The sequence below is a fragment of the Pseudomonas alkylphenolica genome (genome assembly GCF_004025535.1).
GTDB lineage: Bacteria > Pseudomonadota > Gammaproteobacteria > Pseudomonadales > Pseudomonadaceae > Aquipseudomonas > Aquipseudomonas alkylphenolica_A.
In genome coordinates, this window is the sequence record NZ_QJRG01000038.1 from 205457 (window position 1) to 229544 (window position 24088).

The 24088-nt window shown below is 62.8% G+C and carries 23 protein-coding genes and 1 tRNA gene; 13 read left to right on the forward strand and 11 right to left on the reverse strand.

Annotated elements, in window-relative coordinates:
• The first annotated feature begins 3 nt into the window (after positions 1-3).
• From DM813_RS09415 to trxA, 3 genes are read left to right on the forward strand one after another with little or no spacing between them, the layout of a single operon-like run.
• A complete protein-coding gene (locus tag DM813_RS09415; protein WP_128323147.1) occupies positions 4-450 on the forward strand; it encodes a hypothetical protein in 447 nt (148 codons plus the stop codon).
• Positions 450-1109 carry a class I SAM-dependent methyltransferase gene (locus tag DM813_RS09420; RefSeq protein WP_128323148.1) on the forward strand — a complete coding sequence of 220 codons (660 nt, stop codon included), beginning with the start codon at positions 450-452 and terminating at the stop codon, positions 1107-1109. The genes DM813_RS09415 and DM813_RS09420 overlap by 1 nt, the downstream gene beginning before the upstream one ends.
• A 31-nt stretch (positions 1110-1140) precedes the next feature.
• Entirely contained in the window at positions 1141-2013 is an 873-nt protein-coding gene (gene trxA, locus DM813_RS09425) for a thioredoxin (protein WP_128323149.1), read from the forward strand.
• Between the two features lie 82 nt (positions 2014-2095).
• Here trxA and DM813_RS09430 read toward each other — a convergent pair whose 3' ends face one another.
• A complete protein-coding gene (locus tag DM813_RS09430) occupies positions 2096-2440 on the reverse strand; it encodes a hypothetical protein (protein WP_128323150.1) in 345 nt (114 codons plus the stop codon).
• Positions 2441-2572: 132 nt separating this feature from the next.
• Here DM813_RS09430 and DM813_RS09435 point away from each other — a divergent pair, with 132 nt between their 5' ends.
• From DM813_RS09435 to DM813_RS09455, 5 genes are all read left to right on the forward strand, one after another.
• Complete coding sequence (locus DM813_RS09435; RefSeq protein WP_128323151.1) at positions 2573-3145, forward strand: DUF2796 domain-containing protein; 573 nt, start codon at positions 2573-2575, stop codon at positions 3143-3145.
• Between the two features lie 46 nt (positions 3146-3191).
• The gene (locus DM813_RS09440) at positions 3192-3902 is read left to right on the forward strand and encodes an ABC transporter ATP-binding protein (RefSeq protein ID WP_128323152.1); all 711 of its coding nucleotides are present in this window, start codon (positions 3192-3194) and stop codon (positions 3900-3902) included.
• On the forward strand, positions 3902-5167 hold the full coding sequence (locus DM813_RS09445) for an ABC transporter permease (protein ID WP_128323153.1): 1266 nt from the start codon (positions 3902-3904) through the stop codon (positions 5165-5167). Before DM813_RS09440 ends, DM813_RS09445 begins: the two co-directional genes overlap by 1 nt.
• Positions 5168-5175: 8 nt before the next feature.
• Positions 5176-5691, forward strand: a complete 516-nt coding sequence (locus DM813_RS09450) for a DUF3299 domain-containing protein (protein WP_128323154.1) — start codon at positions 5176-5178, stop codon at positions 5689-5691.
• 108 nt (positions 5692-5799) lie between these two features.
• Positions 5800-6483, forward strand: a complete 684-nt coding sequence (locus tag DM813_RS09455) for an OmpW/AlkL family protein (RefSeq protein WP_128323155.1) — start codon at positions 5800-5802, stop codon at positions 6481-6483.
• Between the two features lie 48 nt (positions 6484-6531).
• On the opposite strand, the gene DM813_RS09460 is transcribed toward DM813_RS09455, so the two are convergent.
• The gene (locus DM813_RS09460) at positions 6532-7467 is read right to left on the reverse strand and encodes an NAD-dependent epimerase/dehydratase family protein (RefSeq protein ID WP_128323156.1); all 936 of its coding nucleotides are present in this window, start codon (positions 7465-7467) and stop codon (positions 6532-6534) included.
• Entirely contained in the window at positions 7460-8344 is an 885-nt protein-coding gene (locus tag DM813_RS09465) for a sugar nucleotide-binding protein (protein WP_128323157.1), read from the reverse strand. Before DM813_RS09465 ends, DM813_RS09460 begins: the two co-directional genes overlap by 8 nt.
• A 164-nt stretch (positions 8345-8508) precedes the next feature.
• Between DM813_RS09465 and DM813_RS09470 the strand changes: the two genes are divergently transcribed.
• Positions 8509-9354 carry an alpha/beta hydrolase gene (locus DM813_RS09470; RefSeq protein WP_128323158.1) on the forward strand — a complete coding sequence of 282 codons (846 nt, stop codon included), beginning with the start codon at positions 8509-8511 and terminating at the stop codon, positions 9352-9354.
• Here the strand turns inward: DM813_RS09470 and DM813_RS09475 are convergent, their stop codons facing one another.
• Complete coding sequence (locus DM813_RS09475) at positions 9355-10173, reverse strand: helix-turn-helix domain-containing protein (RefSeq protein WP_128323159.1); 819 nt, start codon at positions 10171-10173, stop codon at positions 9355-9357.
• A gap of 176 nt (positions 10174-10349) precedes the next feature.
• Between DM813_RS09475 and DM813_RS09480 the strand changes: the two genes are divergently transcribed.
• Positions 10350-11792, forward strand: a complete 1443-nt coding sequence (locus DM813_RS09480; RefSeq protein WP_128323160.1) for an alanine/glycine:cation symporter family protein — start codon at positions 10350-10352, stop codon at positions 11790-11792.
• Position 11793: 1 nt separating this feature from the next.
• On the forward strand, positions 11794-12786 hold the full coding sequence (locus DM813_RS09485; RefSeq protein WP_128323161.1) for an asparaginase: 993 nt from the start codon (positions 11794-11796) through the stop codon (positions 12784-12786).
• Between the two features lie 4 nt (positions 12787-12790).
• On the opposite strand, the gene DM813_RS09490 is transcribed toward DM813_RS09485, so the two are convergent.
• From DM813_RS09490 to fdnG, 7 genes are all read right to left on the reverse strand, one after another.
• Positions 12791-12886, reverse strand: a tRNA-Sec gene (locus DM813_RS09490).
• Positions 12887-12892: 6 nt separating this feature from the next.
• Positions 12893-14812 carry a selenocysteine-specific translation elongation factor gene (gene selB, locus DM813_RS09495; RefSeq protein WP_128323162.1) on the reverse strand — a complete coding sequence of 640 codons (1920 nt, stop codon included), beginning with the start codon at positions 14810-14812 and terminating at the stop codon, positions 12893-12895.
• Entirely contained in the window at positions 14809-16239 is a 1431-nt protein-coding gene (selA, locus tag DM813_RS09500) for an L-seryl-tRNA(Sec) selenium transferase (RefSeq protein ID WP_128323163.1), read from the reverse strand. The genes selB and selA overlap by 4 nt, the downstream gene beginning before the upstream one ends.
• A 75-nt stretch (positions 16240-16314) precedes the next feature.
• Positions 16315-17241 carry a formate dehydrogenase accessory protein FdhE gene (fdhE, locus tag DM813_RS09505; protein WP_128323164.1) on the reverse strand — a complete coding sequence of 309 codons (927 nt, stop codon included), beginning with the start codon at positions 17239-17241 and terminating at the stop codon, positions 16315-16317.
• A 4-nt stretch (positions 17242-17245) separates the two neighbouring features.
• Positions 17246-17899, reverse strand: coding sequence for a formate dehydrogenase subunit gamma (locus DM813_RS09510; RefSeq protein WP_128323165.1), 654 nt, complete (start codon positions 17897-17899; stop codon positions 17246-17248).
• Positions 17896-18846, reverse strand: coding sequence for a formate dehydrogenase subunit beta (fdxH, locus tag DM813_RS09515; RefSeq protein ID WP_128323166.1), 951 nt, complete (start codon positions 18844-18846; stop codon positions 17896-17898). Before fdxH ends, DM813_RS09510 begins: the two co-directional genes overlap by 4 nt.
• A complete protein-coding gene (gene fdnG, locus DM813_RS09520; RefSeq protein ID WP_164897223.1) occupies positions 18846-21911 on the reverse strand; it encodes a formate dehydrogenase-N subunit alpha in 3066 nt (1021 codons plus the stop codon). Before fdnG ends, fdxH begins: the two co-directional genes overlap by 1 nt.
• A gap of 248 nt (positions 21912-22159) precedes the next feature.
• Here fdnG and DM813_RS09530 point away from each other — a divergent pair, with 248 nt between their 5' ends.
• Both DM813_RS09530 and DM813_RS09535 read left to right on the forward strand, forming a co-directional pair.
• On the forward strand, positions 22160-22948 hold the full coding sequence (locus DM813_RS09530) for an SDR family oxidoreductase (RefSeq protein ID WP_128323169.1): 789 nt from the start codon (positions 22160-22162) through the stop codon (positions 22946-22948).
• A gap of 128 nt (positions 22949-23076) precedes the next feature.
• Positions 23077-24039: a 3-hydroxyacyl-CoA dehydrogenase gene (locus DM813_RS09535; protein WP_128323170.1), complete on the forward strand. Its 963-nt coding sequence runs from the start codon at positions 23077-23079 to the stop codon at positions 24037-24039.
• The last annotated feature ends 49 nt before the right edge of the window (positions 24040-24088 follow it).

A 24088-nucleotide genomic window follows, 5' to 3' on the forward strand; every position in this document is an offset into this window, starting at 1 on the left:
CCCATGCCATTTAGAGCGCTCGTTGTGCTCGGTTTTGCTGCCTTTCTGGCGGCCTGTAGCAGCGATAAACCCCAGACCGAACTTGCCCCGAAAGCGCCGGTAGCGAGCACTACCGCCAAAGAACTCGGACCGCTGCCCGCCTATCAGCGTGAGCTGAGTGGCACCTTGCTCAACGTGCCATCCGGTGCCGAAGTCGAACTGGCCCTGCTGGTGATCGATGAGCGCGGTCGGCCACAAGACCTGTTGGCCAGCAGCACCCTTAGCGGCAACGGCCTGGACCTGCCATTCAAGTTGCGCTTCAACCCCGAGGCCTTTCCGGCTGGAGCCCGGGTCGAATTGCGCGGTCGCGCCAGCAAGTCTGGCCAGTTGATCCTGCATCTGCCGCCGCTGCGCATCGCCCAGGCTCAGACCCAGGCCACCGGCCCGCTGCGTTTCGAACAAGCACCGTGATGGCGCCGGCTCCGTTGCAGCAGGCCCTTGGCCAATTGCTGGGCGATGCCCGCCTGGTCGTCAGCGACCTGCCTGAGTGCGCACTCAAGCTGTGGCTCATCGACGCCGAGAACATGGACCGCGAGTTCAGTTCAGAAGAAACCCGGCGCATCCTCCACGAGCCGCCGTACTGGAGCTTTTGCTGGGCCAGCGGCCTGGCCATGGCCCGCTACCTGGACGAGCATCGCCACTGGGTAGAAGGTAAACGTGTGCTGGACTTCGGCGCCGGCTCCGGGATTGCCGGGATTGCCGCCGCCCGTGCCGGTGCCCTCGAGGTGGTCGCGTGCGACCTCGATCCCCTGGCCCTGCAGGCCTGCCAGGCCAACGCCGAACTCAATGGCGTGACGCTGAGCTATTCCAGTGACTTCTTTCAGGAAGCGGACCGTTTCGACCTGATTCTGGTGGCCGACGTATTGTATGACCGGGCCAACCTGCCGTTGCTGGATGAGTTTCTCAGCCGTGGTCAGCAGGCCCTGGTTGCCGACTCACGGGTACGCGATTTCAGCCACCCGCTGTATCAGCCCCTCGGCGTGCTGGAAGCCCTGACTCTGCCGGATCTGGCCGAACCCCACGAATTCCGCCGGGTCAGCCTGTACCACGCTAGCCGCCAGCCTTTATAGTGATGTCATTCACGCATTTTCGAGAGTCGCGATGAGCCAAGACACGCCTTATGTTTTCGATACCAGCGCCGCCGATTTCGATCAGCTGGTCATCGCCAACTCCCATCACAAACCGGTACTGGTGGATTTCTGGGCCGAGTGGTGTGCCCCCTGCAAGGCGCTGATGCCGCTGCTCGCGCAAATTACCGAGAGTTACCAGGGCGAGCTGTTGCTGGCCAAGGTCAATTGCGACATCGAGCAGGACATCGTCGCCCGCTTCGGCATTCGCAGCCTGCCGACCGTGGTGCTGTTCAAGGATGGTCAACCGGTTGACGGCTTTGCCGGCGCCCAGCCCGAGTCGGCCATTCGTGCCCTGCTCGAGCCGCATGTACAAATGCCGCCACCGGCCGCTGCCGACCCGCTGGAGCTGGCCCAGGGCCTGTTTGCCGAAGGTCGTTTCAGCGAGGCCGAAACCACGCTGCAAGCCTTGCTGACCGAAGACAACAGCAATGCCGGCGCGTTGATCCTGTATGCGCGTTGCCTGGCTGAACGCGGTGAGCTGGGTGAAGCCCAGACCGTGCTAGATGCGGTCAAGAGCGACGAGCACAAAGCCGCCCTGGCCGGTGCCAAGGCCCAGCTGACCTTCCTGCGCCAGGCCGCGAACCTGCCTGACGCCGCTGACCTCAAGGCACGTCTGGCACAAAACGGCGAGGATGATGAGGCAGCCTACCAGCTGTGCATCCAGCAACTGGCACGCCAGCAATACGAGCCTGCGCTCGACGGGCTGCTGAAGCTGTTCACGCGCAACCGTGGCTATGAAGGCGGTTTGCCGCACAAGACGCTGCTGCAGGTGTTCGAACTGCTGGGTAATGATCATCCACTGGTGGGAACATACCGGCGCAAACTGTTTGCCGCGCTGTACTGATTGCGGGAGCCTTCGCGGATAAATCCGCTCCTACAGGGTGAGCTGCCCCCCTCCTGTGGGAGCGGGTTCACCCGCGAAGACGTCATCCCACCCAGTGATACACCGGCGCATCCGCCCCGCTTTCCACCTTCACCTCGACGCTATGGCGCAAGCGCACCAGCAAGCGCTTGCCCGCTGCAGTATTGCCCGCCAACCCTTCCAGGTGCTCAAGCAGCTCCGGCCCGTTGAGCTGCCCGGCGTTGCGCAGTACCTCGCGCGCTGCCTGCCATAACGCATCATCCGGCCGCGCCGGGGCCGTAGCAGGCGATGCCACTGCCGGTGCAGGCACGGCAGTCGTCAGCTGACCACCCAGTTGCGCCCATTCCGCCGGCTCCAACTCCAGGGTCAGGTCTACCGGCCAGTCACCGATGTGTCCGCGAATTCGCATGGGTATGTCCTTGTGCGCCATCAATGGCCACATGCTCCCACGCCCACGGCTCATCGCCAAGCACACTGGCGCACGGCAAACAAGTTGTTATAACATAACCAAACCTAACCAGCGCCCTCGCGGAGTTCTTCCATGCGTCGTCTGTTGCTTGCCTTGCCGTTTGCCGTGTTGCCCCTGGCTGTCGCTCATGCCCATGACGACCATGATCATGACCACGCCCATGGCAGCCTTGCTGCCCACGAGCACGGCGCCGCCCGCCTCAACGTGGTACTCGACAACACCACCCTGGAGCTGGAGCTGGACAGCCCGGCGATGAACCTGGTCGGGTTCGAGCACGCGGCCACCAGCGCTGCCGACAAGGCCAAGGTCGCCACCGTACGCGCCCAGCTGGAAAAACCCCTGACGCTGTTCGGCCTGAACAATGCGGCCAGCTGCAGCGAGACGGACCAGGAACTGGAAAGCCCGCTGTTCGGCGACAAACCGGCTGTCGATGACGACGGCGACACACATGAGGGCCATGAACACAGTGATATCCACGCCCACTACCAGTTGGCCTGCGCCACCCCCGATGCACTCAAGCGTCTCGACCTGAGCCCGCTGTTCAAAGCCTTCCCTGCCACCCGCAAAATTCAGGTACAACTGATCGGGCCGAACGGCCAGCAGGGTGTTGAAGCCACGCCAGCCAACGCTACGATCAACTTCTGACAGCCCTTTTGCAGCGAAGCGCCCGAGGCAACCCGGGCGTTCATCTATGAGCCAGGCACTGATTGAACTGACCGACCTGGGCTTTGCCTGGCCGGGCCAAGCCCCCTTGCTGGACATTCCCGCCTTGCGCCTTGAAGCCGGCGAATCCCTCTTTCTCAAAGGCCCCAGTGGCAGCGGCAAGACCACCCTGCTCGGCCTGCTGGGCGGTGTGCAAAAGCCTGACCGCGGCAGCATCCGCCTGCTCGGCCAGGACTTGAGCGAACTGAAGCTGGCCGCCCGTGACCGCTTCCGGGTCGACCACACCGGCTACATTTTCCAGCAGTTCAACCTGCTGCCCTTCCTGTCGGTACGCGAGAACGTCGAACTGCCCTGCCGGTTCTCGCGCAGTCGGGCCGCCCGCGCCACCCAGCGTCATGGCAGCGTTGACCAGGCTGCCAGCCTGCTGCTGGCGCACCTGGGGCTGAGCGACCCGTTGCTGCTCGCCCGCCGTGCCGACAGCCTGTCGATCGGCCAGCAGCAACGCGTCGCCGCTGCGCGCGCGCTGATCGGCCAACCCGAACTGGTAATCGCCGACGAGCCGACCTCGGCACTGGACGCCGACACGCGCGAAGCCTTCATTCGCCTGCTGTTTGCCGAATGCCAGGCCGCAGGTTCCAGCCTGTTGTTCGTTAGCCACGACCAAAGCCTGGCACCGCTATTTGACCGTCATCTGTCGCTGGCCGAGCTCAATCGCGCGACCAGCACCCGGGAGGCTTGATGTATCTGCTTCGTCTGGCCTTGGCGAGCCTCGCCAACCGTCGCTTCACCGCCTTTCTTACCGCCTTCGCCATCGCCCTGTCGGTATGCCTGCTGCTGGCGGTCGAGCGCGTGCGCACCGAAGCCCGCGCCAGCTTCGCCAGCACCATCAGCGGCACCGACCTGATTGTCGGCGCGCGCTCCGGTTCGGTGAACCTGTTGCTGTATTCGGTGTTTCGCATCGGCAACGCCACCAACAATATCCGCTGGGACAGCTACGAACACTTCGCCAACGACAAGCGCGTCAAATGGGCCATCCCCATCTCGCTCGGCGACTCGCATCGCGGCTATCGGGTGATGGGTACGACGCCGACCTACTTCGAGCATTACCAGTACGCGCGCAAACAGAACCTGCAACTGGCCCAGGGCCGGGCGTTCGCCAACGATCCGTTCGAAGTGGTACTGGGGGCCGAAGTCGCCCAGGCGCTGCACTACAAACTCGGTGACAAGCTGGTACTGGCCCATGGCGTTGCCGCCATCAGCCTGGTCAAGCACGACGACAAGCCATTCACTGTCGTCGGGGTGCTGGCGCGCACCGGCACACCGGTCGACCGTACCCTGCACATCAGCCTGGGCGGCATGGAGGCGATCCACATCGATTGGCACAACGGTGTACCGGCCCGTGGCGCCGGGCGCATCAGCGCCGAGCAGGCGCGCAGCATGGACCTGCAGCCAGCAGCCATCACTGCCTTCATGCTCGGCCTGAACAATAAAATCGCCACCTTCAGCCTGCAGCGCGAAATCAACGACTACCGCAACGAACCGCTGCTGGCGATCCTGCCGGGGGTCGCCCTGCAAGAGCTCTGGAGCCTGATGGGAACGGCCGAACAGGCCTTGTTCGTGGTGTCGCTGTTCGTCGTGCTAACTGGCTTGATCGGGATGCTCACCGCGATCCTCACCAGCCTGAACGAGCGGCGCCGGGAGATGGCGATCCTGCGATCTGTCGGTGCCCGCCCGTGGCATATCGCCGGACTGCTGGTACTCGAAGCGCTGGCGCTGGCCGTGGCCGGCATCGTCGCCGGTCTAGGGTTGCTGTACGCCGGTATCGCTCTGGCCCAGGGCTATGTGCAGGCCAACTACGGGCTGTTCCTGCCACTGGCCTGGCCCAGCGCACATGAATGGAGCCTGCTGGCCATCATTCTTGGCGCTGCCCTGCTGATGGGCTGCGTGCCCGCCTGGCGAGCCTATCGACAGTCACTGGCCGACGGCCTGTCCATTCACCTGTGAGAACCTTGATGCCGCGCCTGTTGCTGTCGATCGTGTTGCTGCTGACCACCCCGGTGTGGGCCGACGAACCACGCACCCTGGAGTGGCCGCAACTGATTCCTGCCGGTGCGCCGGTCATTGCGCCGCAGATGGCGCCCCTGCACGACCTGTCGCAATTGAGCGACGCGCTGGCCGCCGAAGCCGCCCCGGCGGCCCGTCAGCAGGCGCCCGATGCGCCGGTGGTCAAGGCCCTCGACGGTCAGCAGGTCAGGCTGCCGGGCTATATCGTGCCGCTTGAGGTCAGTGAAGAAGGCCGCACCACGGAGTTTCTCCTGGTGCCCTATTACGGCGCCTGCATCCATGTGCCGCCACCCCCCTCAAACCAGATCGTGCACATCGTCAGCGAGATGGGCGTGCGTGTCGAAGACCTGTACCAGCCCTACTGGATCGAAGGCCGGATGCAGGTAAAAAACACCAGCAGTGAACTGGCCGATGCCGGTTACCAGATGGAAGCGGAAAAAATCTACGCCTACGAACTGGAATGACCTGACCAAAATCAAGACGTTGAGGTTTTCTTGAGCTGGGTCAAATAGCCGATCTGGCGATTCCCTACCATGAGGGCACTTAATTCTAAACGTCCTCTGGGAGCTTCCATGAACAAGTCCTTGCTCAGCGCCTCGCTCATAACCCTGGCGCTCGCAGCCCCTGTTGCCCATGCCCACCAGGCGGGTGACTTCATTCTGCGTGCAGGCGCAATCACTACCGCTCCCAATGAAAACAGTGGTGATCTCAAGCTCGACGGCACCAAGGTTTCGGGCACCAAAGCGACGCTGGATAGCGACACCCAGCTGGGCCTGGCGTTTGCCTACATGCTGACCGACCACATCGGTCTGGAGCTGCTGGCCGCCACCCCGTTCCAGCACACCGTTGGTGTAAAAGGCCTGGGCGCTGGCCTGGACGGCAAGCTGGGCGACATCAAACAACTGCCACCTACCCTGTCGCTGCAGTACTACCCGATGGAGCCAAGCTCCAAGTTCCAGCCGTACGCCGGTATCGGTCTGAACTACACCATGTTCTTTGACGAAGACCTGAGCAGCAACCGCAAGGCCCAGGGCTTCAGCGACCTGAAGCTCAAGGACTCGGTCGGCCTGGCCGGCCAGCTGGGCATGGACTACATGATCGACGAGCACTTCATGGTCAACGCCGCCGTCTGGTACGTCGACATCGACACCAAGGCCACCATGGATGGCCCAACCGCCCTGGGCGTAGGCAAGACCAAGGTCGACGTGGATGTCGATCCATGGGTCTACATGGTCGGTGTGGGTTATAAGTTCTAAGGCTGCAAGCCCCGGAAAGAAAAAGCGGCGATTGAATCGCCGCTTTTTTTATGCCTGCTTACCGAGCAACCGGGCTAGACCAACCGCCAGCGGGGTGGGTTCGGGAAAGCGAAAGCGCGCCAGCAAACGCTGGTTGTTGGCTCGCGAATGGCGGATATCACCGGAACGTGCCGGCCCGTGAGTGATGGTCGGCAAATCACCTACAACCGACCTCAGGGCATCCAGCAACTGGTTCAGCGACGTAGCCTGGTTCAAGCCGATGTTCACAGCACCTTCTTCAACCGCATCCATCTCCAGTGCCTGAACCATCACGTTGACGAGGTCGGCCACATAGAGAAAGTCGCGGGTCTGCTCGCCGTCGCCGAACAGCGTGATCGGCTGACCGCTCAGGGCCCGCTCGCAAAAAATGCTGATTACTCCGGAATACGGCGAGGACGGGTCCTGGCGTGGCCCGAAGATATTGAAAAAGCGGAATACCACCGGCTCCAGGCCATGCTGGCGACGATAGAAATCCAGGTACTGCTCGCTGGCCAGCTTGTCCACTGCGTAGGGCGTCAACGGCGCCTTGGGCGTGTCCTCATTGATCGACAGGCCCTCGCCATTGTTGCCGTATACCGCTGCGCTGGAAGCGAACACGATGCGTTTGATGCCATTGAGGCGCATGGCCTCGCAGACATTCAGCGTGCCGATGAAGTTACTCTGGTGGGTCTTCGCCGGGTCTTCCACAGATGCCTGCACCGACGCCACCGCGGCCAGGTGCACAACCGCCTGACAGCCGGCAGCAGCGCGCCGGACCAGGTCGGCGTCGGCCACATCGCCTTCGATCAGCTCGAGCCTGGCGTTGTCCATTTGCAGGTTTTCCGGCTTGCCGGTCGACAGATCATCAAGGATCCGTACGGCATAACCCTTTGCCAGCAACGCATCGCTCAGGTGGGAACCGATGAAGCCAGCGCCACCGGTGATCAGAATGGGGGCATCAGCCATGACGGTAGAATCGATCCAGTAGAGGTGGCAAACCCGAGCGCCAGGCGCGGGGCTTGATACCGAAAGTATGAAGAATTTTCTTGCAGGCCAGCACTGCATGCTGCGGCTCTTCACTCGCATCCGGGCGTGCGGCATGAGCCTGCGCGGTCGGTGCGGTAACGGCCAGCTTGTGCAGCTGCGCAGCCTCGGAAAGGATAGCCTGCCCCAGCGCCAGTGGCGTGGTGGCTTCGTTACCCGCGTAGTGATAGGTGCCCCACAGCGGCGCTGCGCAGTCGAGCTGCTTGAGCACCGACAGAATCACCCGCGCGGCATCGTCCACCGGCGTCGGATTGCCCCGGCGGTCATCGGCCAGGAGCAATTCCTGCGGCTGCTCGGCACGGGTCAGGAAGCGACCGAGTACGCCATCAATGCTTTCATCCAGCAGCCAGCCAAAGCGCAGCAACACATGCTGCGGGCAGGTCGCCCGCACGCTCTGTTCGATGCGCCACAGCGCCTGGCCACGCAAGCCCAATGGCACCGGCTCGTCTTTCTCGCTGTAGGCCGTGGCGCGCGAACCATCAAACACCCGGTAGCTCGACGGCTGAACCAGAATGATGTTGTGGTGTTGGCACAGCTCGGCCAACCGCTCTACAGACCGCTCCTGCAGCGCCAGGCGTTTTTCGCTGACGGACTCTGCCTGAAACCAGTCGAAATAGTAGGCAAGGTTCACCAGCGCGTCCGGGCGGGTGTCGTCCAGCAACTGGGTAAGGCTGGCCGGGTCCCAGCCGTTCTCTGGCGGGCGCGGTGCCAGAAAGCCGATATCTTCCTCGGCCCCGAGGCGAATCAGCGCTTGCCCAAGGGCATTTCCACCACCCAACAGCATCAGGCGCATTCGCATAGAGTCAGCAGGTCCGGTCAGATTGAATGAGAGCAAGGGCACATTTTGCGTTTTCCGGCCTGGGAAGTCCAACCTGGGGCTAGCCAATGCCTTATCTACGCTCATTGGCAAACGACCTATAATGCGCCAGGTATATGTATTCTCGGCTTCTCAAGGCGGCGTCCATGGAACTTGAAGCGACCTCCAGCCAGCGTTCTACCTGGCAATACAATGAACCCAGCCCCGGCACAGAGCGGTTCGTGACCGAAGCCTTCCATGGTTACCGGCAACAGGCGCGACTGCTGATCCCTGACAAGGAACGTGCGCCACCGCTGTTCGTGGTAGGCGGTGCGCGTTCGGACTTCACCCGACTCAACCCCTTGCTCTACCGCCTGCAAGCCTCGGGTATCGGCTCGCTGACGGCCAACCTGTCAGGCCACAGCCTTGCCAGTGAGCCCGGGGCCGTGGAGCCCTCGCTCGCCACCAACCGTGAAGAAGCCCTGCGCTTTCACCGTCATATTGCGCCGCACTGCCAGACCATCGTCGGGCATAGCCTGGGCGCCTCCATCGCGTTGAAGCTGGCGGCGCAGCAACCGGCTGTGGATAAGTTGATCCTGATCTGCCCTGCCGTGTACCCGGATGACGCTCATGGCGCACCGTTCGGCCCGGCCTTCAAGGCCGCCATCAGCAAGCCCTATGGCTTTCTGGACTGTGACAGTTTCGAATTCCTGCGCACCTTCCCGGGCCGCGTGCTGCTGGTACTGGGCGAGTTCGACGGGTTGAACTCCAAGGTCTACGGGCAAGGTGAGGGCACCTCGGCAGGCACCTTGTGGCTGGCGGGCGCGCAGCGCTACAGCCCGATCCCGGAAGAAGTCACGCGCGCCCTGCTCAAGTCGGTGCCGCCGCCGCATCTGGAGTGTTTGCTGCTCTCCAACTGCGATCACGGCATCGCCGCCCACCTGCGCGCAACCCCGGCGGTTGCCGATCAGGTGGCGCAGACAGTGGTGGAGTTCGTCCTCGGTGATGGCTGATTACTCGATCTCGAACAGCCCGTTGCTGATCGGCCCGACGCTGAGGCGTTCACGCACATCATCGTCAATGCGCGGGTCGTCCGGCCGGTAGAGCTTCACCTGGCGGTAGGCACTGATGCGGTTGATCTCGGTGCCCAGGTACTCCCAGACCACCCGGGTGCAGGCCGGGGTACGCCGGTCACCGCTGGACACGCCGGTCTTCAGGCCGTTCAGGCGGGTGATTCGACTCTTGAAGCTGGGAATGAGGATGGTCTGGCTCATTTCGTTGACCGTCAGCGACTCGTAGTCGATGAGAAACAGGCGGTCCTGCAACTGGAACGCCGCGCCCAGATAGCGACAGCGAACCCAGTCCTCGGCTTGCACATCCGTGCTGCTGGAGCGCTCCTGACGTTCCTGACGCTCGAACAGGAAGGTACCGCGCTCCTCACGCAAGTACACCAGCGACAACAGGATCGAGCCCGGCACCGACATGCAGTTGGAATATTCGAAGTAGTAGCCGCAGTAGCGCGAGAGGTTACCGCCCTGCTCGCGCAGCGGGCGCAACAGCTCACTCAGCGGGTCCCCCTGCTGGCTGGCAAGGGTGGCCGGGTTGCGCGCACCGATCAGCCTGGCGAACTGTTCAGGCGGCAATCCGAGCTCGTAATCCTCTACGCCGAAGAAATCGCCGATGCGCTTGAGGTTGAAGGCCGTGGGCTGGCTTTGCCCGCTCAGGTATTTGTTGAACTGCGCGCGATTGATCGACAGCTGCCGACAAACCTCCGAAATAGAGCGGTAGTGGCTGCAGGCGAGTTTCAGGTTGATGCCGAGGTATTCGCTCATATGAGCTGTTCCAGGTGATGCGACAGATGCCATTTTAGCATCAAGTCGCATCAACTCAGAGCAAGGCGCGAAATTGTAACCACTTTTAACTTGGCCAACCATGCGCCCCTGGGAATCGGCGCCTCGCCGCCGGTTCTGCCGTCTTTCATGCAAAGAATAAGAATCGAGGTCACTCCATGCTCGAAGCGCTCAACGATTTCCTTTCGGGGAAACTCCTCATCGTGCTCATCGTCGGACTCGGCAGCTATTTCACCATTCGCTCCCGTTTCGTCCAGTTCCGCCACTTCGGCCACATGTTCGGTGTTTTCAAGGAATCGTTGCGCGGCCAGGCTGGCCAACTGAGCTCGTTCCAGGCCTTGATGCTGAGCCTGGCCGGCCGCGTGGGCGCCGGTAACATCGCCGGCGTCGGCATCGCGGTAACCCTGGGCGGCCCGGGCGCGGTGTTCTGGATGTGGGTAACCGCGCTGGTGGGGATGTCCAGCAGCTTTTTTGAATGCACCCTGGCCCAAGTCTACAAGCGTAGCGACGGTGATGGCCTGTACCGCGGTGGTCCGGCCTATTACATCCTGCACGGCCTGAAACTGAAGAAAATGGCGGTGGTGTTCTCGCTCCTGCTGCTGGTGACCTACGGCTTCGCTTTCAACGGCCTGCAGTCGTACACCGTGACCCACTCGCTGCAGAATGCCTTTGGTTTCGCCCCGGAACATACCGGCATCGCCCTGGCCGTGCTGCTGGCAATCGTCTTCCTCGGTGGCATCAAGCGTATCGCCTCGGTCTCCGATCTGCTGGTACCGGTCAAGACCCTGGCCTACATCGGCGTGACCCTGTACGTGATCGGCAGCCAGATCGAGCACGTGCCGGCCATGCTGGAAACCATCTTCAAAAGCGCCTTTGGCCTGGACCCGGCCTTCGGCGGCCTGCTCGGCAGCGCCATTGTCATGGGCGTGAAGCGCGGCGTGTTCGCCAACGAGGCAGGCCTTGGCAGCGCACCTAACGTTGCGGCAGTGGCTGCGGTGAAACACCCGGGTGCTCAAGGCGTGGTGCAGGCATTCAGCGTGTTTCTCGATACCTTCGTGATCTGCACCTGCACGGCGCTGCTGATTCTGCTGTCGGGCTTCTATACGCCGGGCTTTGAAGGTGACGGCATCGTCCTGACGCAGAACTCCCTGGCGGCCGTAGTCGGCGACTGGGGTCGCCTGTTCGTCAGCGTGGCGCTGTCGCTGTTCGTCTTCACCTGCATCCTCTACAACTACTACCTGGGCGAAACCAGCCTGCAGTTCCTCAGCCGCAACCGCCTGGTGCTGCTGGGCTACCGCGCCCTGGTGCTGGCACTGATTGTCTGGGGCTCGGTGCAGAACCTGTCCACCGTGTTCGCCTTCGCCGACATCACCATGACCTGCCTGGCATTCGTCAACCTGATCGCTCTGGCATTGCTGTTCAAGGTTGGTCTGCGGGTCATGCGCGACTACGACGACCAGCGCAAGGCTGGCATCCAGCAGCCGGTTTTCGACTCCGCACGCTTTGCCGACCTGGATCTGGACCGCGAGGCATGGCCGGCCAATCCGGCAAGCGTAGTGCAGGCCGAGGTAAAACTCGCTTCTGCACAGACGCAGAACTGAAATGCACGTCGTCAACAACCCGCTGATCCTCTACACCGGGGGCACCATCGGCATGCTGCAGACGCCGCAAGGCCTGGCGCCTGCCGGTGGATTCGAGGCACGGATGCGCGCCCACCTGCAGCAACGTGTAGACGCGCCGTCGTTGAACTGGCGACTGCGCGAACTGACACCCCTGCTCGACAGCGCCAACATGCAGCAAGCCAACTGGCTGGCCATGCGCGACGCCATCGTCGAGGCCGTGGAGCGCGACGGCCATGACGCCGTGCTGTTGCTGCACGGCACCGACACCCTGGCTTACAGCGCAGGAGCCTTGTCGTTCTTGTTGCTCGGTTTGCAAGCGCCGGTGCTGCTCACCGGCTCCATGCTGCCGGCCGGTGCCGCGGACAGCGATGCCTGGGACAACCTGTGCGGCGCCCTCGAGGTGATGGCCAGCGGTATCGAGAACGGCGTACAGCTGTACTTTCATGGCCAGCTGTTGCACGGCGCCAGAGCCTCGAAACTGCGCAGTGACGCCTTCGATGCCTTTGCCTGTTTGCCGCGCCCGCGTGAGGGGCAATCTGTTTCGTCCGTACCCGCGTGCCTGGACTACCGCCAGCCGCGCCAGACCGTAAACCTGGCCGTACTGCCGGTGTTCCCGGGGCTGCAGGTCAGCCACCTGCGCGCCTTGCTGGCTAGCGGCGTGCAAGGTGTGTTGCTGGAGTGCTATGGCAGCGGCACGGGGCCTTCCGATGACCAGGCGCTGCTGGATGCGTTGCACGATGCCCGCGAAGGTGGCGTGTTGATCGCGGCCATCAGCCAGTGCCCGCAAGGTGCCGTGCATTTCGACACCTACGCCGCCGGCAGCCGTTTGCGCGATACCGGACTGGTCAGCGGCGGGGGCATGACCCGCGAAGCTGCGCTGGGCAAGATGTTTGCCTTGCTGGGGGCCGGACTGGATGTACAGGCTGCCGAGCACTGGTTCGCACTGGACCTGTGCGGTGAGCGCGTGCAGTAGAAAATGGCGGAAGGCAGCGGGAGTCGAACCTGCCCAGGAACGGCTGCCGTCCCCAACCGGGTTTGAAGCCCGGCCGCGCCACCGGGCGCGATTGCCTTCCTTGAACTCAATGCCCTGACGATTGTGCCAGGGCGTTATCGGCGCGGATTTGACGCCGGTCACCCAGGCGACGGGTGAGGCCGATACGATCAAAATACTCCAGCACCTGAATGCTGCGTTTGCGGCCGATGCCCAGTACATCGCGAAAGGCCGCCACCTGCACCACCGGGTCGTCACTCGCCTGCTGCAAGAGCATAGCTGCCATTTGTCGGATAGTGCGCTCAGGATAGAACAGATCGCGCACCACCTGGTGCACCTGCCCCAAACGCGCCAGCTTGCGCAGCAGCAAGCGAACGTCCGCTTCCTCCTGCGCTACCGTCGTCGCCAGATCGCGAACCCAAGGAGGATCAAATCGTCCCAGCTCAAGCAGTGGTTGCAGCTGCAGCCACAACGCGGCATCTGCGTCGCTCAGGCGCACCTGGTGTTCGGGCAGATGCAACCAGGGCCCGCTGCCGACAATGGCGCCATTGCCAATCAGCTCATCCAGCAAGCTGACAAACGCCGGCCGCTCCAGCGCCAGGGCTGCGAAACGACGCAGGCGGTCGCGGTCCGGGCCCAGCTGATCCGGCTCCTGCTCGTGAAAGTGCGCCAGCACCTGCAACACCGTCTGCTTCAACGCTTGCCAGCGCACGGTGGTGAACAGCAACGGCCCCTGACGCGTCGCGATCACCTGCACATCGACCGGCAGTTGCCAGCTGCTGCGCAGACGATTGAACTGGCGCTCCAGACGCTGCGGATCAAGACCGGTCTCATCGTTCGCCAGCAATGCCGACAGTGCCTGTTCCAGGCTGTCGGCACGCGCCAGCCCCTGCAACTGTGCCAGGCGTGCCTCGCTGCGACGCTGGCGCGCCGGGGCATAAGGATCAAGCACACGGCCGCCGCCGAGGGTCCGTTGCGCACTGTGATCGCGTAGCACCAGGCGGTCGCCATGCACCGCTTGCAGCGGTGCATTGAGCTGCAACTGGGCAAACATGCGCCCACCCGCACGCAAGTGCTCACCTTCCAGCAACGCCACGCGCGCGGTAACGTCCTGCGTGCCCAAATGCACATGCACCGGGCTGAAGTGGGTGAAGCTGCGGGTTTCACTGGCGAGCAACTGCAGCTCGATATCCACCCGCTGGGTGGGACCGTGCAGCCACTCGGCAAGCAACCAGTCACCGCGGTGAATCTGCACCAGCTCAAGGCGTTCGGCGCTGATGTTCAGCGCTACACGTTGCCCGGCCCATGCCTCGGCTACGGCCTGGTTCTGGGCGTGCAGCCCCCGTACCCGCACCGGTTTGCCTGCCTTGCCGAGCAGCAGCGTATCACCCAGTTGTACCTGGCCGTCGAGTGCCGTGCCGGTTACCACAATGCCTGCCCCCGCCACGGCAAACGCGCGGTCGATGGCCAGGCGAAACCCTCCCCGCCGACTGCGCGCGACGATCTGCCGCTGTGCTTCAAGCAAGGACTGGCGCAAGGCATCGACCCCATCACCGGTAATGCTGGACAGCGGAAACTGCGCCGCACCGGCATAAGGTCCGGCGGCGAGCAGATGACTGACCTGGGCCTGGACCTCATGCACCCGGCGCGGCTCTACACGGTCGCACTTGCTGATGGCCACCACGGCTTGCGGGATACCCAGCAGTTGCACAATCGCCAGGTGCTCACGGGTCTGCGGCATCACCCCATCATCGGCTGCTACCACCAACACCACCACATCGATGCCCTGTGCCCCGGCCAGCATGTTGTGGATAAAGCGCTCATGCCCGGGTACGTCGATAAAGCCGGTCAGCGGCGCCCCGGCTTCCAGGCTCGCGTAGCGATAGCCAAGGTCGATGGTCATGCCCCGCGCACGCTCTTCCTGGCGCTGATCGCCGGCCTGGCCCGTCAAGGCTTCAAGCAACGCGGTCTTGCCGTGGTCGATGTGCCCCGCCGTACCGACAATCACCTCACGGGCTCCATCCGTTGCAACTGCGGCAGTTGCGCCAGCCAAGCCGACTCGTCATCGAGCTGGCGAAGATCGAGCCACAGGGCGTCATCATCGATGCGACCAAGCACCGGCACCGGCAATTCACGCAAGGCCTCTTCCAGCAGGCGCAAGCTGCGCCCGCGCAAACGTCTGGACGCTTGCGGGCGCAGGCACAAGGCGCCGCTGGGCAAGCGCGCCACGGGCTGGCTGCCGCTGCCGATCATGCTCTGAGCAGGCACCGCGTCTACTTGCCAGCCGGCTCCCAGCACCTGCGCCAGTACCGGTGCCAGGCGTTTGGCCTGAGCCAGAATCTCGGCCTGGGGTCGGGTCAGCAAGCGCAAGCTGGGCAGGCGTTCGGCAAGCAGGTCGGGATTGCGGTACAGCCCCAGCACAGCCTCGAGGGCCGCCAGCGTCAGCTTGTCGACACGCAGGGCACGCTTGAGCGGGTTCTTCTTGATCTTCGCGATCAGCTCTTTGCGCCCGACAATGATTCCCGCCTGGGGTCCGCCCAGCAGCTTGTCGCCACTGAAGGTGACGATGTCGGCACCGTCGGCCAGGGCCTGGCGCACCGTCGGCTCGGCGGGCAGGCCCCAGCGCGTAAGGTCGAGCAAGCTGCCGCTGCCGAGGTCTTCGAGCAGCGGCAGCCCGTGGCGGTGCGCCAGTTGTGCCAGCTCCGCTGTTGCCACCTGGGTGGTGAAGCCCTGAATGCTGTAGTTGCTGCAGTGCACACGCATCACCAGGCCGCTGCGCGGGCCAATGGCCGCCTCGTAATCGCGCGCATGGGTGCGATTGGTAGTGCCGACTTCATGCAGTTTGACCCCGGCCCGGGCCATGATGTCGGGAATGCGAAACGCACCGCCGATCTCGATCAGCTCACCACGGGAGATGATGCCTTCTTTGCGCGATCCCAGGCTATTGAGCGCCAGCAGCACTGCGGCGGCGTTGTTGTTGACCACCGTGACCGCTTCAGCGCCGGTCAGCTCGCGGATCAATCCTTCGATCAGATCATCGCGGTCGCCGCGCTTGCCGGTGGCCAGGTTGTATTCGAGGTTCAACGGGTAGCGTGCCGCCCGCTGCACCGCCTCGATGGCCTCTTCGGGCAGCAGCGCCCGGCCGAGGTTGGTGTGCAGCACCGTCCCCGTGAGGTTGAACACCCGCCGCACCTGGCTGCGGTGCTGGGCCGCAAGCCGCTCGCCAGCGCGGCCGGCGAGCACGGCCGGGGCCAACTCTGCGGCATCCAACTGGCCCTGTCGGGCCGGTTCGCGCAGGTCGTCGAGCAACTGACGCAAGGTGGCCAGTAACGCATCACGGCCATAGCGCTCGATCAACGACTGGCAGGCGGGGTGACGCAACAGGGTATCGATGGACGGTAAGCGGGTCGGCAGCGTGGCGAGACTGGAGGGCATTAACGAGGTTACCTTCAACAGGGGGGACTGGCCCGGCGATGGCTACAGTACAAAACCTGAGTGTAGACGCAGCGCTCACTCCCCTCCCGGCGCCAGCATCAGATTCGGCGCCAGCCGCTGATACCCCTCCTGATCCAGGCGCAGGTCCAGGGCCAGGCTCGCCAGGTCTGCAGACAGCGCTTCAGCCTCGGCATCGCACTCCAGGTAGATCTGCTTCAGGTAGCTTTTGCACCCCGGACAGCATTCGGCACGCAGCGGCGCCTTGCCGGCCGCATGGCGATCGTCCTCGAGGTTGAAGTAGGTCAGCCCCTTGCTTTGCTCGCAGTAGATGCATTTGACCCGCACCACATGCCACTCGCACGCGCACAGCGAGCACACCAGATACCGCAGGCCGTTGTACTTGCCACGGTGACGGATCACCCCGGCCATCGGCGGCGACCCGCATGCCGGGCACTGACACAGGCTGTCGCCGGCCTTCAGCCCGGTATCGGCCAGGCTCAGCAGCCAGTGGCTCCAGGCAGCTTGCAGTGCGGCGCCGAGAAACGGTACCAGCGCTGCCGGCACCGCGCTGAACTGCCCGGTCAGCAAGGCGATGCCCCAGAGCTTGCGTTGCTCGGTACTGGAGGCGCTCAAGGCGCTGACTGCCGCCTCCAGTTCGGCGCTCAGGGGCCTGGCAACGCGCGCCAGCAAAGCGTCGAGATAGGCCAGCCACTGCCCTTCGCGCACCAGGCTGTCGGCTGCCAGCGGCGGCAAGCCGTGCTCCAGGCACAGACGCTGGCGCTCGGTTTCGGCGGGTGCCGCCACTGGTGGCTGGTCGAGCAGGCTTTGCTGGATTCGGCACAGTTCGGCGATCAGGCGCAGGTAGTCCCCCAGGGCATTGCCCTCGGCGAGGGCGTCCAGGCGGGCCGCGCGCAAGGCGAACAGGTTAGCGGGCGGCAGATACAGAAACGGCGGCGTGCTGGCCGCCGCTTCGATCTGCCCAGGTTCAAGAATGGTGCTCAAGTGATCATCCTTTTTTACTGATCTGCGAGTCCGGCGGATCCTCGCGTGTCACGTCCCGATACCATAGCTCATGGTGTTTTTTTGCCCAGGCACGGCTGACCCAGCCATGCAGCATGGCGCCGACCGAGCCCTTGATCCAGATCCCGGCATAGATGTGCACGATGATGCTCAGCACCAGCACGAAAGCAGCCAGCGCGTGCAGCAAGGTCGCCAGGCGGATCGCGCCAATATCAAAGTACTGACTGAACCAGGCGCGCCAGATCACGATGCCGCTCAACAGCAGAATCAGCATGCACAGCAACAGGGTCCAGAACAGCAGCTTCTGCCCTGGGTTGTACTTGCCGATGGGCGGCACACCCTCCTCTTCGTTGCGCATCACCCGGTCGATGCGCTTGAGCCACAAGCGGTCGTTGGCGATAAAGAAATTCGCCCGCCAGAAACGCAGCACCAGGAAGAAAAAGAACACGAACATCAACACACCCATAAACGGGTGCAAGATGCGCGTCCACGGCCCCCCGCCGAACAGATGGCTAAGCCAGAACAGCGCCGGGTGAAACAGCGCCAACCCCGACAAGGCGGCCATGATGAACAGGATCGCCACCAGCCAGTGGTTGGTGCGCTCGTTGGCGTTGTAGCGCAGGATGGGTTTGTCTTTCATGGCCGCTCCTCCCCTTGCCCACCTGGTTTGTGCGGGTCATACACATGCACGGCCGGATCAACCACATGCACACTGGTATCGGGCGTACTCGGGTGCTCGTCCTCTTCGACCCGGTTCGGGCCAATGCGCACGTAGTGGAAGAAGCCCGCGAGCACGGCGGCGCCCATGGCCAACAGCGCCAGCGGTTTGCTCACGCCTTTCCACAGGCCCACCAGCGGGCTGATCACCGGCTGGTCCGGGAGGCCCGCGTACAGCTTCGGCTGGTCGGCATGATGCAGTACGTACATCACGTGGGTACCACCGACGCCGTCAGGGTCATACAAGCCGGCGTTGTCGAAGCCGCGCGACTTGAGGTCGACGATGCGTTCGGCGGCATGCTCCTTCATGTCTTCCTTGCTGCCGAACACGATCGCCCCGGTCGGGCAGGTCTTCACACAGGCGGGCTCCAACCCCACCGCGACACGATCGGAACACAAGGTGCACTTGTAGGCTTTGTGGTCCTTCTGGGAAATCCGCGGAATGTTGAACGGGCACCCGGTGATGCAGTAACCGCAACCGATGCAGTGGTCCTGGTTGAAGTCGACGATGCCGTTGGCGTGTTTGATGATCGCGCCGGGGCTCGGGCAGGCCTTCAGGCAACCCGGGTCGGCGCAATGCATGCAGCCGTCCTTGCGGATCAGCCACTCCAGATTGCCGTCGGCATTCTCATGCTCGGTGAAGCGCATCAGGGTCCAGGTTTCGGCCCCCAGGTCATGGGGGTTATCGTAGGTGCCGTAGCTGTGCCCCACTTCGTCACGCAACTCGTTCCATTCCGAACACGCCACCTGGCAGGCCTTGCAACCGATGCACTTGGTCGTGTCGATCAGCTTGGCCACTTCCTCCTGCTGGCGGATCGAGGGCGGCGCCGTGGTGGTGGCCGAACGGGCGATGATGTCTTGGCTAGCCATCAGATTTTCTCCACGTTGACCAGGAACGACTTGGATTCCGGCGTTTGCGTGTTGCCGTCACCGAGGAACGGCACCAGGGTGTTGGTCAGGTAGCCGTGCCGGGTCACCCCGGTAAAGCCCCAGTGCAACGGGATACCGATCTGGTGCACGGTCTGGTTGTTGACCTGCAGCGGCCGAATCCGCTTGGTTACCACGGCCACGGCCTCGATATGCCCGCGCTTGCTGGACACGCGCACCCGGTCGCCGGCGGCAATGCCCTTCTCCTTGGCCAGCACTTCACCGATCTCGACAAACTGCTCCGGCTGGGTGATCGCGTTGATCGGGCAATGCTTGGTCCAGAAGTGGAAGTGCTCGGTCAGCCGGTAGGTGGTGGCGGCATAGGGGAAGTCCTTGGCTTGCCCCAGGGTGTCCCAGACCGAGTCGAATACCCGGCCTGCCGGGTTACTGATCGCCTTCTTGTTGTTCGGGTGCATGGGGTTGACCCCGATCGGCGTTTCAAACGGTTCGTAATGCTCCGGGAACGGCCCTTCGGCCATCTTGTCCAGGGCAAAGAAACGCGCCACGCCCTCAGGGTTCATGATGAACGGGTTCATCCCCGCTTCCGGTGGTACGTCGGCTTTGAAGTCGGGCACATCGGTGCCGCCCCAGGCTTTGCCGTTCCACCACACCAAACGTTTTTCCGGTGACCAGGGTTTACCCTGCACGTCCGCCGATGCCCGGTTGTAGAGGATTCGCCGGTTCGCAGGCCAGGCCCAGGCCCAGCCCAGGTTCTGTTTCATGCCGAACGGGTCGGCGTTGTCGCGCCGGGCCATCTGGTTGCCTTGCTCGGTCCAGCTGCCACAGAAGATCCAGCAGCCGGACGCAGTACTGCCATCGTCCTTGAGCTGGGCGAAGGCACCCAGTTGCTGGCCGGCCTTGATCGTCGCGCCGCTGGCATCAGTGACATCGGCTACCGCGTAGCCGTTGAACTCCTTGGCGATTTCTTCCGGTGTCGGTTCGTGGGCTGTTTTATACGGCCAGTTGAGCTTGAGGATCGACTCGGCCCAGGCCCCGCCTTCCTTCTGGTAGCGTTCGCGCAGGCGCAGGAACAACGCACTCATGATCCATACGTCGGTGCGAGCCTGACCCGGTCCTTCAGCGCCTTTCCAGTGCCATTGCAGCCAGCGGCTACTGTTGACCAGCGAGCCGTCTTCCTCGGCAAAACAGGTGGTGGGCAGACGAATCACTTCGGTTTGCACATTCGCCGAATCGACATCGTTGAACGGCCCGGCATTGCGCCAGAACTCCGAGGTCTCGGTCGCCAGCGGGTCCATCACCACCAGCCACTTGAGCTTGCTCAGCGCGGCCGTAACACGGTTCTTGTCAGGCAACGCGGCAATCGGGTTGAAGCCCTGGCAGAAGTAACCGTTGACCTGCTCCTTGGCCATCATGTCGAACATCTTCAACACGTCGTAGCCGGGAATATCCAGCTTGGGCAAGTAGTCGTAGCCCCAGTTGTTCTCGGCCGTGGCGTTGGCGCCATACCAGGCCTTCATCAGGCTGACATGGAACTTGCCGTAGTTCTGCCAGTAAGACAACTGCCCCGGCCGCAGCGGCTTGGACGCGCGCTTGGCGATGAAGGCGTTGTAGTCCTGCTCGGCATCCGACGGCAGTGTCAGGTAGCCCGGCAGCAGGTTGGACAGCAAGCCGAGGTCGGTCAGGCCCTGAATGTTGGAGTGCCCGCGCAAGGCGTTGACCCCGCCCCCCGGCATGCCGACGTTGCCCAGCAGCAACTGCACCATCGCCGCACTGCGGATGATCTGCGAGCCGATCGAGTGCTGGGTCCACCCCAGGGCATAGAGGATCGTCATGGTCTTGCCCGGTTGCGAGCAGGTGGCGATCTCTTCCCAGATCTTGCGCATGCTGTCCACCGGCATGCCGCAGACCTGGCTGGCCAGTTCCGGGGTGTAGCGGCTGTAATGCTGCTTCATCAACTGGAATACGCAGCGCGGGTCTTGCAGGGTCGGATCGACCTTGGCAAAGCCGTCTTCACCGATTTCATAGCTCCAGCCGGACTTGTCGGTGTAGCTACGCTTGTCCGCGTCATAGCCGCTGAACAGTCCATCCTCGAAGGTGAAGCCTGCTTTGACGATGAACGACACGTCGGTGTAGTTGTGCACGTATTCGTGCTGGATCTTGTCGTTGCTGAGCAGGTAATTGATCAGCCCGCCCATGAACGCGATATCCGTACCGGTACGAATCGGCGCGTAATAGTCGGCCACCGAAGCGGTTCGGGTAAAACGCGGGTCGACCACGATCAGCCGGGCCTTGTTGTGGGCCTTGGCCTCGGTCACCCATTTGAAGCCACAAGGGTGGGCTTCTGCAGCGTTGCCACCCATCACCAGGATCAGATTCGCGTTGGCGATATCGGTCCAGTGGTTGGTCATGGCTCCACGGCCGTACGTCGGGGCAAGACTTGCCACCGTCGGGCCATGTCAGACACGTGCCTGGTTATCAAACCCCAGCATGCCAAGACTGCGGATGACCTTGTGGGTCATGTATCCGGCTTCGTTCGAGGACGCCGAAGCGGCCAGGAAGCCCACACTCAGCCAGCGATTGACCGTCTGGCCCTGAGCGTTTTTCTCGATGAAGTTGGCATCGCGGTCGGCCTTCATCAGGTCAGCCACCCGGTCCAGCGCCTCATCCCAGGAGATACGCGTCCACTCTTTGCTGCCCGGCTTGCGCACCTGCGGGTACTGCAGGCGGTTGGGGCTGTGGATAAAGTCGAGCAGGCCGGCGCCTTTGGGGCACAACGTGCCGCGGTTCACCGGGTGATCGGCGTCGCCTTCGATATGGATGATGTTCTGCGCAACGTTCTTGGCCGCATCACCCTGGCTGTACATGATCAAGCCACAGCCGACGGAGCAATAAGGGCAGGTGTTGCGGGTTTCTTTGGTATGCGCCAGCTTGAAGTGACGCACCTGCTCGGCGAAGGCTGGCGTCGGGGCCATGCCCAACGCCGCCAGGCTCGAACCTCCAAGGCCGATTGCGGCGACCTTGAAGAACTGCCGACGGTTGAGATCCATCGTGCACTCCTGATCAGGTGGTGGACGCGCGGGACGTTGCCGGCGTCTCTTGAACGATCACGGCGGTGACGTTTGCAGCAGTCACCAGTTGATACTGTAGTCAAGATTTCCGAAAACACGATGAATGCGGACCTTCGGTGAGCCGATGAGCTTGCCGAGCACGCGCTGCATTCTGTCTTGACAAGCGATCTGTGATCACATATCACTAAAAAGGAATCCAGCACAAAAACAAGACAGGATTAACCGCCATGAACGTTGTAGAACGCCTTACCCCTTATTCCGGCTTGAAGGTTTTGATTTCCGGCGGCGCTGCAGGTATCGGCGAGGTGATCGCTGCCGCCTATCTGGAGACCGGAGCGCGCGTGCATGTGTGTGATGTCAGCGAACAAGCTGTCGCCGCCTTTCGTGAGCGCTATCCAGCAGCGCTGGCAACGCAAGCCGATGTTTCCAACCCTGCCGACGTCAAGCGTGTCTTTGACCTGCAACGAGAGTGGGCGAACGGCCTGGATGTTCTGCTAAACAATGCCGGCATCGCAGGGCCGACGGCCGGGATAGAAAGCATCAGTGAGGCGCAGTGGGAGCAAACCATAGACATCAACCTCAATGCGCAGTACCGCTTCGCCCATCACGCGATCCCGCTGCTGGCTGATTCAGAACATGCCCACATCATTCACATCTCCTCCGTCGCCGGTCGCCTGGGTTACGCCTGGCGTACCCCTTATGCCGCGACCAAATGGGCGATTGTCGGACTGATGAAGTCACTGGCCGCCGAGCTGGGCGACCGGGACATTCGAGTCAACGCCCTGCTTCCAGGGATTATCGAAGGCCCTCGGCAAGATCGGGTTATCCATGATCGCGCGAAGCAATTGGGCATCTCCGAGGCTGAGATGCTCCAACAGACGCTGAAGAAGATCTCCCTGCACCGAATGACGCCCCCAGAAGACGTGGCAGCGATGGCCTTGTTTCTCTGCTCGCCTGCCGCTCGCAACGTGACAGGCCAGGCGATCAGCATCGACGGCAATGTCGAGTATCTCTGATCAGGTTCAGCGCCAGCGCCAGATGGCTTGCCATCTGCCCTGCTGGTGAGCCGTCTTGCACATCAACAGGACAGCCCGAGCCATAAGCGCAACGGCCAATAACCACAAGAAGAAACCTGGAGAACATCATGCGAAGTACGACTGTCTCTGCAACTGAGCGCGGCCCCGTTGCGATCGTTGGTGCAGGCCTGATCGGCAGAGCCTGGGCGATCGTTTTTGCTCGTGCCGGTCATCCGGTGCGCCTGCACGACATGGACCTGCAGACCCTGCACAACAGCCATGCCTACATCGAGGCGCGACTCGATGAACTGGCCGCCTTCGACCTTCTCAATGACGCCCCGCTCACCGTGCTTGAGCGTATTACCTGCGTACCCGATCTGGCAGACGCATTGCGTGACGTGGTGCTCGTACAGGAAAACGTTCGGGAAACGGTCGAGGCAAAAATCGACATTTTTACCCGAATGGACGCGCTGGCCCCCAAGAGCGCGATCCTGGCCAGCTCGACGTCGTGGCTGCCCGCCTCCCAGTTCACCGAGGGCCTTCCAGGGCGTGGGCGCTGCATCGTCGCTCACCCTACCAATCCGCCTTACCTGATTCCGTTGGTAGAGCTGTGCCCTGCGCCATGGACAGACCCCGAGGTCACGGTTCGAGCGCACGACATCTACAGCGCAGCCGGACAGAGCCCTGTCGTGTTATCCCGGGAGATCCACGGCTTTCTGCTCAATCGCGTTCAGGCCGCAGTCCTCAATGAGTGCTTCAAATTGCATGAGGATGGCTTGGCGAGCGCGGAGGACATCGATCGGGTACTCAAAGACGGGCTCGCCCTACGCTGGTCGTTCATGGGCCCCTTCGAAACGATCGACCTCAATGCCCCTGCTGGCGTGTCCGACTATGCCAAACGCTACGGTCAGCAAAATCGCGAAACGATCGGTTCCGAGACTGCATTTGACTGGTCGGAACCCGCTGTTGCCCGCGTGCATGCCGAGCGTCGACAACACCTTGAGCTCGAAGCAATTGCAGCGCGTTCCGCATGGCGTGACCGACGCCTGATGGCCCTGGCTGCCCATAAGCGCCAGGCGCCAAATGCCTGACCTGCCTACTTCATCCTGAACACCAGAATAAAAGCCACAGGAGATCACC

Excerpts from the sequence above, each read along its gene's own strand:
- DM813_RS09475 (WP_128323159.1), bottom strand. The coding sequence starts at position 10,173 with ATGAGCGAATACCTCGGCATCAACCTGAAACTCGCCTGCAGCCACTAC.
- DM813_RS09470 (WP_128323158.1), top strand. The coding sequence starts at position 8,509 with ATGGAACTTGAAGCGACCTCCAGCCAGCGTTCTACCTGGCAATACAAT.
- DM813_RS09485 (WP_128323161.1), top strand. The coding sequence starts at position 11,794 with ATGCACGTCGTCAACAACCCGCTGATCCTCTACACCGGGGGCACCATC.
- DM813_RS09480 (WP_128323160.1), top strand. The coding sequence starts at position 10,350 with ATGCTCGAAGCGCTCAACGATTTCCTTTCGGGGAAACTCCTCATCGTG.
- DM813_RS09420 (WP_128323148.1), top strand. The coding sequence starts at position 450 with ATGGCGCCGGCTCCGTTGCAGCAGGCCCTTGGCCAATTGCTGGGCGAT.
- trxA (WP_128323149.1), top strand. The coding sequence starts at position 1,141 with ATGAGCCAAGACACGCCTTATGTTTTCGATACCAGCGCCGCCGATTTC.
- fdxH (WP_128323166.1), bottom strand. The coding sequence starts at position 18,846 with ATGGCTAGCCAAGACATCATCGCCCGTTCGGCCACCACCACGGCGCCG.
- DM813_RS09535 (WP_128323170.1), top strand. The coding sequence starts at position 23,077 with ATGCGAAGTACGACTGTCTCTGCAACTGAGCGCGGCCCCGTTGCGATC.
- DM813_RS09435 (WP_128323151.1), top strand. The coding sequence starts at position 2,573 with ATGCGTCGTCTGTTGCTTGCCTTGCCGTTTGCCGTGTTGCCCCTGGCT.
- DM813_RS09530 (WP_128323169.1), top strand. The coding sequence starts at position 22,160 with ATGAACGTTGTAGAACGCCTTACCCCTTATTCCGGCTTGAAGGTTTTG.
- DM813_RS09440 (WP_128323152.1), top strand. The coding sequence starts at position 3,192 with ATGAGCCAGGCACTGATTGAACTGACCGACCTGGGCTTTGCCTGGCCG.
- DM813_RS09460 (WP_128323156.1), bottom strand. The coding sequence starts at position 7,467 with ATGGCTGATGCCCCCATTCTGATCACCGGTGGCGCTGGCTTCATCGGT.
- DM813_RS09415 (WP_128323147.1), top strand. The coding sequence starts at position 4 with ATGCCATTTAGAGCGCTCGTTGTGCTCGGTTTTGCTGCCTTTCTGGCG.
- selA (WP_128323163.1), bottom strand. The coding sequence starts at position 16,239 with ATGCCCTCCAGTCTCGCCACGCTGCCGACCCGCTTACCGTCCATCGAT.
- DM813_RS09430 (WP_128323150.1), bottom strand. The coding sequence starts at position 2,440 with ATGCGAATTCGCGGACACATCGGTGACTGGCCGGTAGACCTGACCCTG.
- DM813_RS09445 (WP_128323153.1), top strand. The coding sequence starts at position 3,902 with ATGTATCTGCTTCGTCTGGCCTTGGCGAGCCTCGCCAACCGTCGCTTC.
- DM813_RS09510 (WP_128323165.1), bottom strand. The coding sequence starts at position 17,899 with ATGAAAGACAAACCCATCCTGCGCTACAACGCCAACGAGCGCACCAAC.
- DM813_RS09450 (WP_128323154.1), top strand. The coding sequence starts at position 5,176 with ATGCCGCGCCTGTTGCTGTCGATCGTGTTGCTGCTGACCACCCCGGTG.
- DM813_RS09465 (WP_128323157.1), bottom strand. The coding sequence starts at position 8,344 with ATGCGAATGCGCCTGATGCTGTTGGGTGGTGGAAATGCCCTTGGGCAA.
- DM813_RS09455 (WP_128323155.1), top strand. The coding sequence starts at position 5,800 with ATGAACAAGTCCTTGCTCAGCGCCTCGCTCATAACCCTGGCGCTCGCA.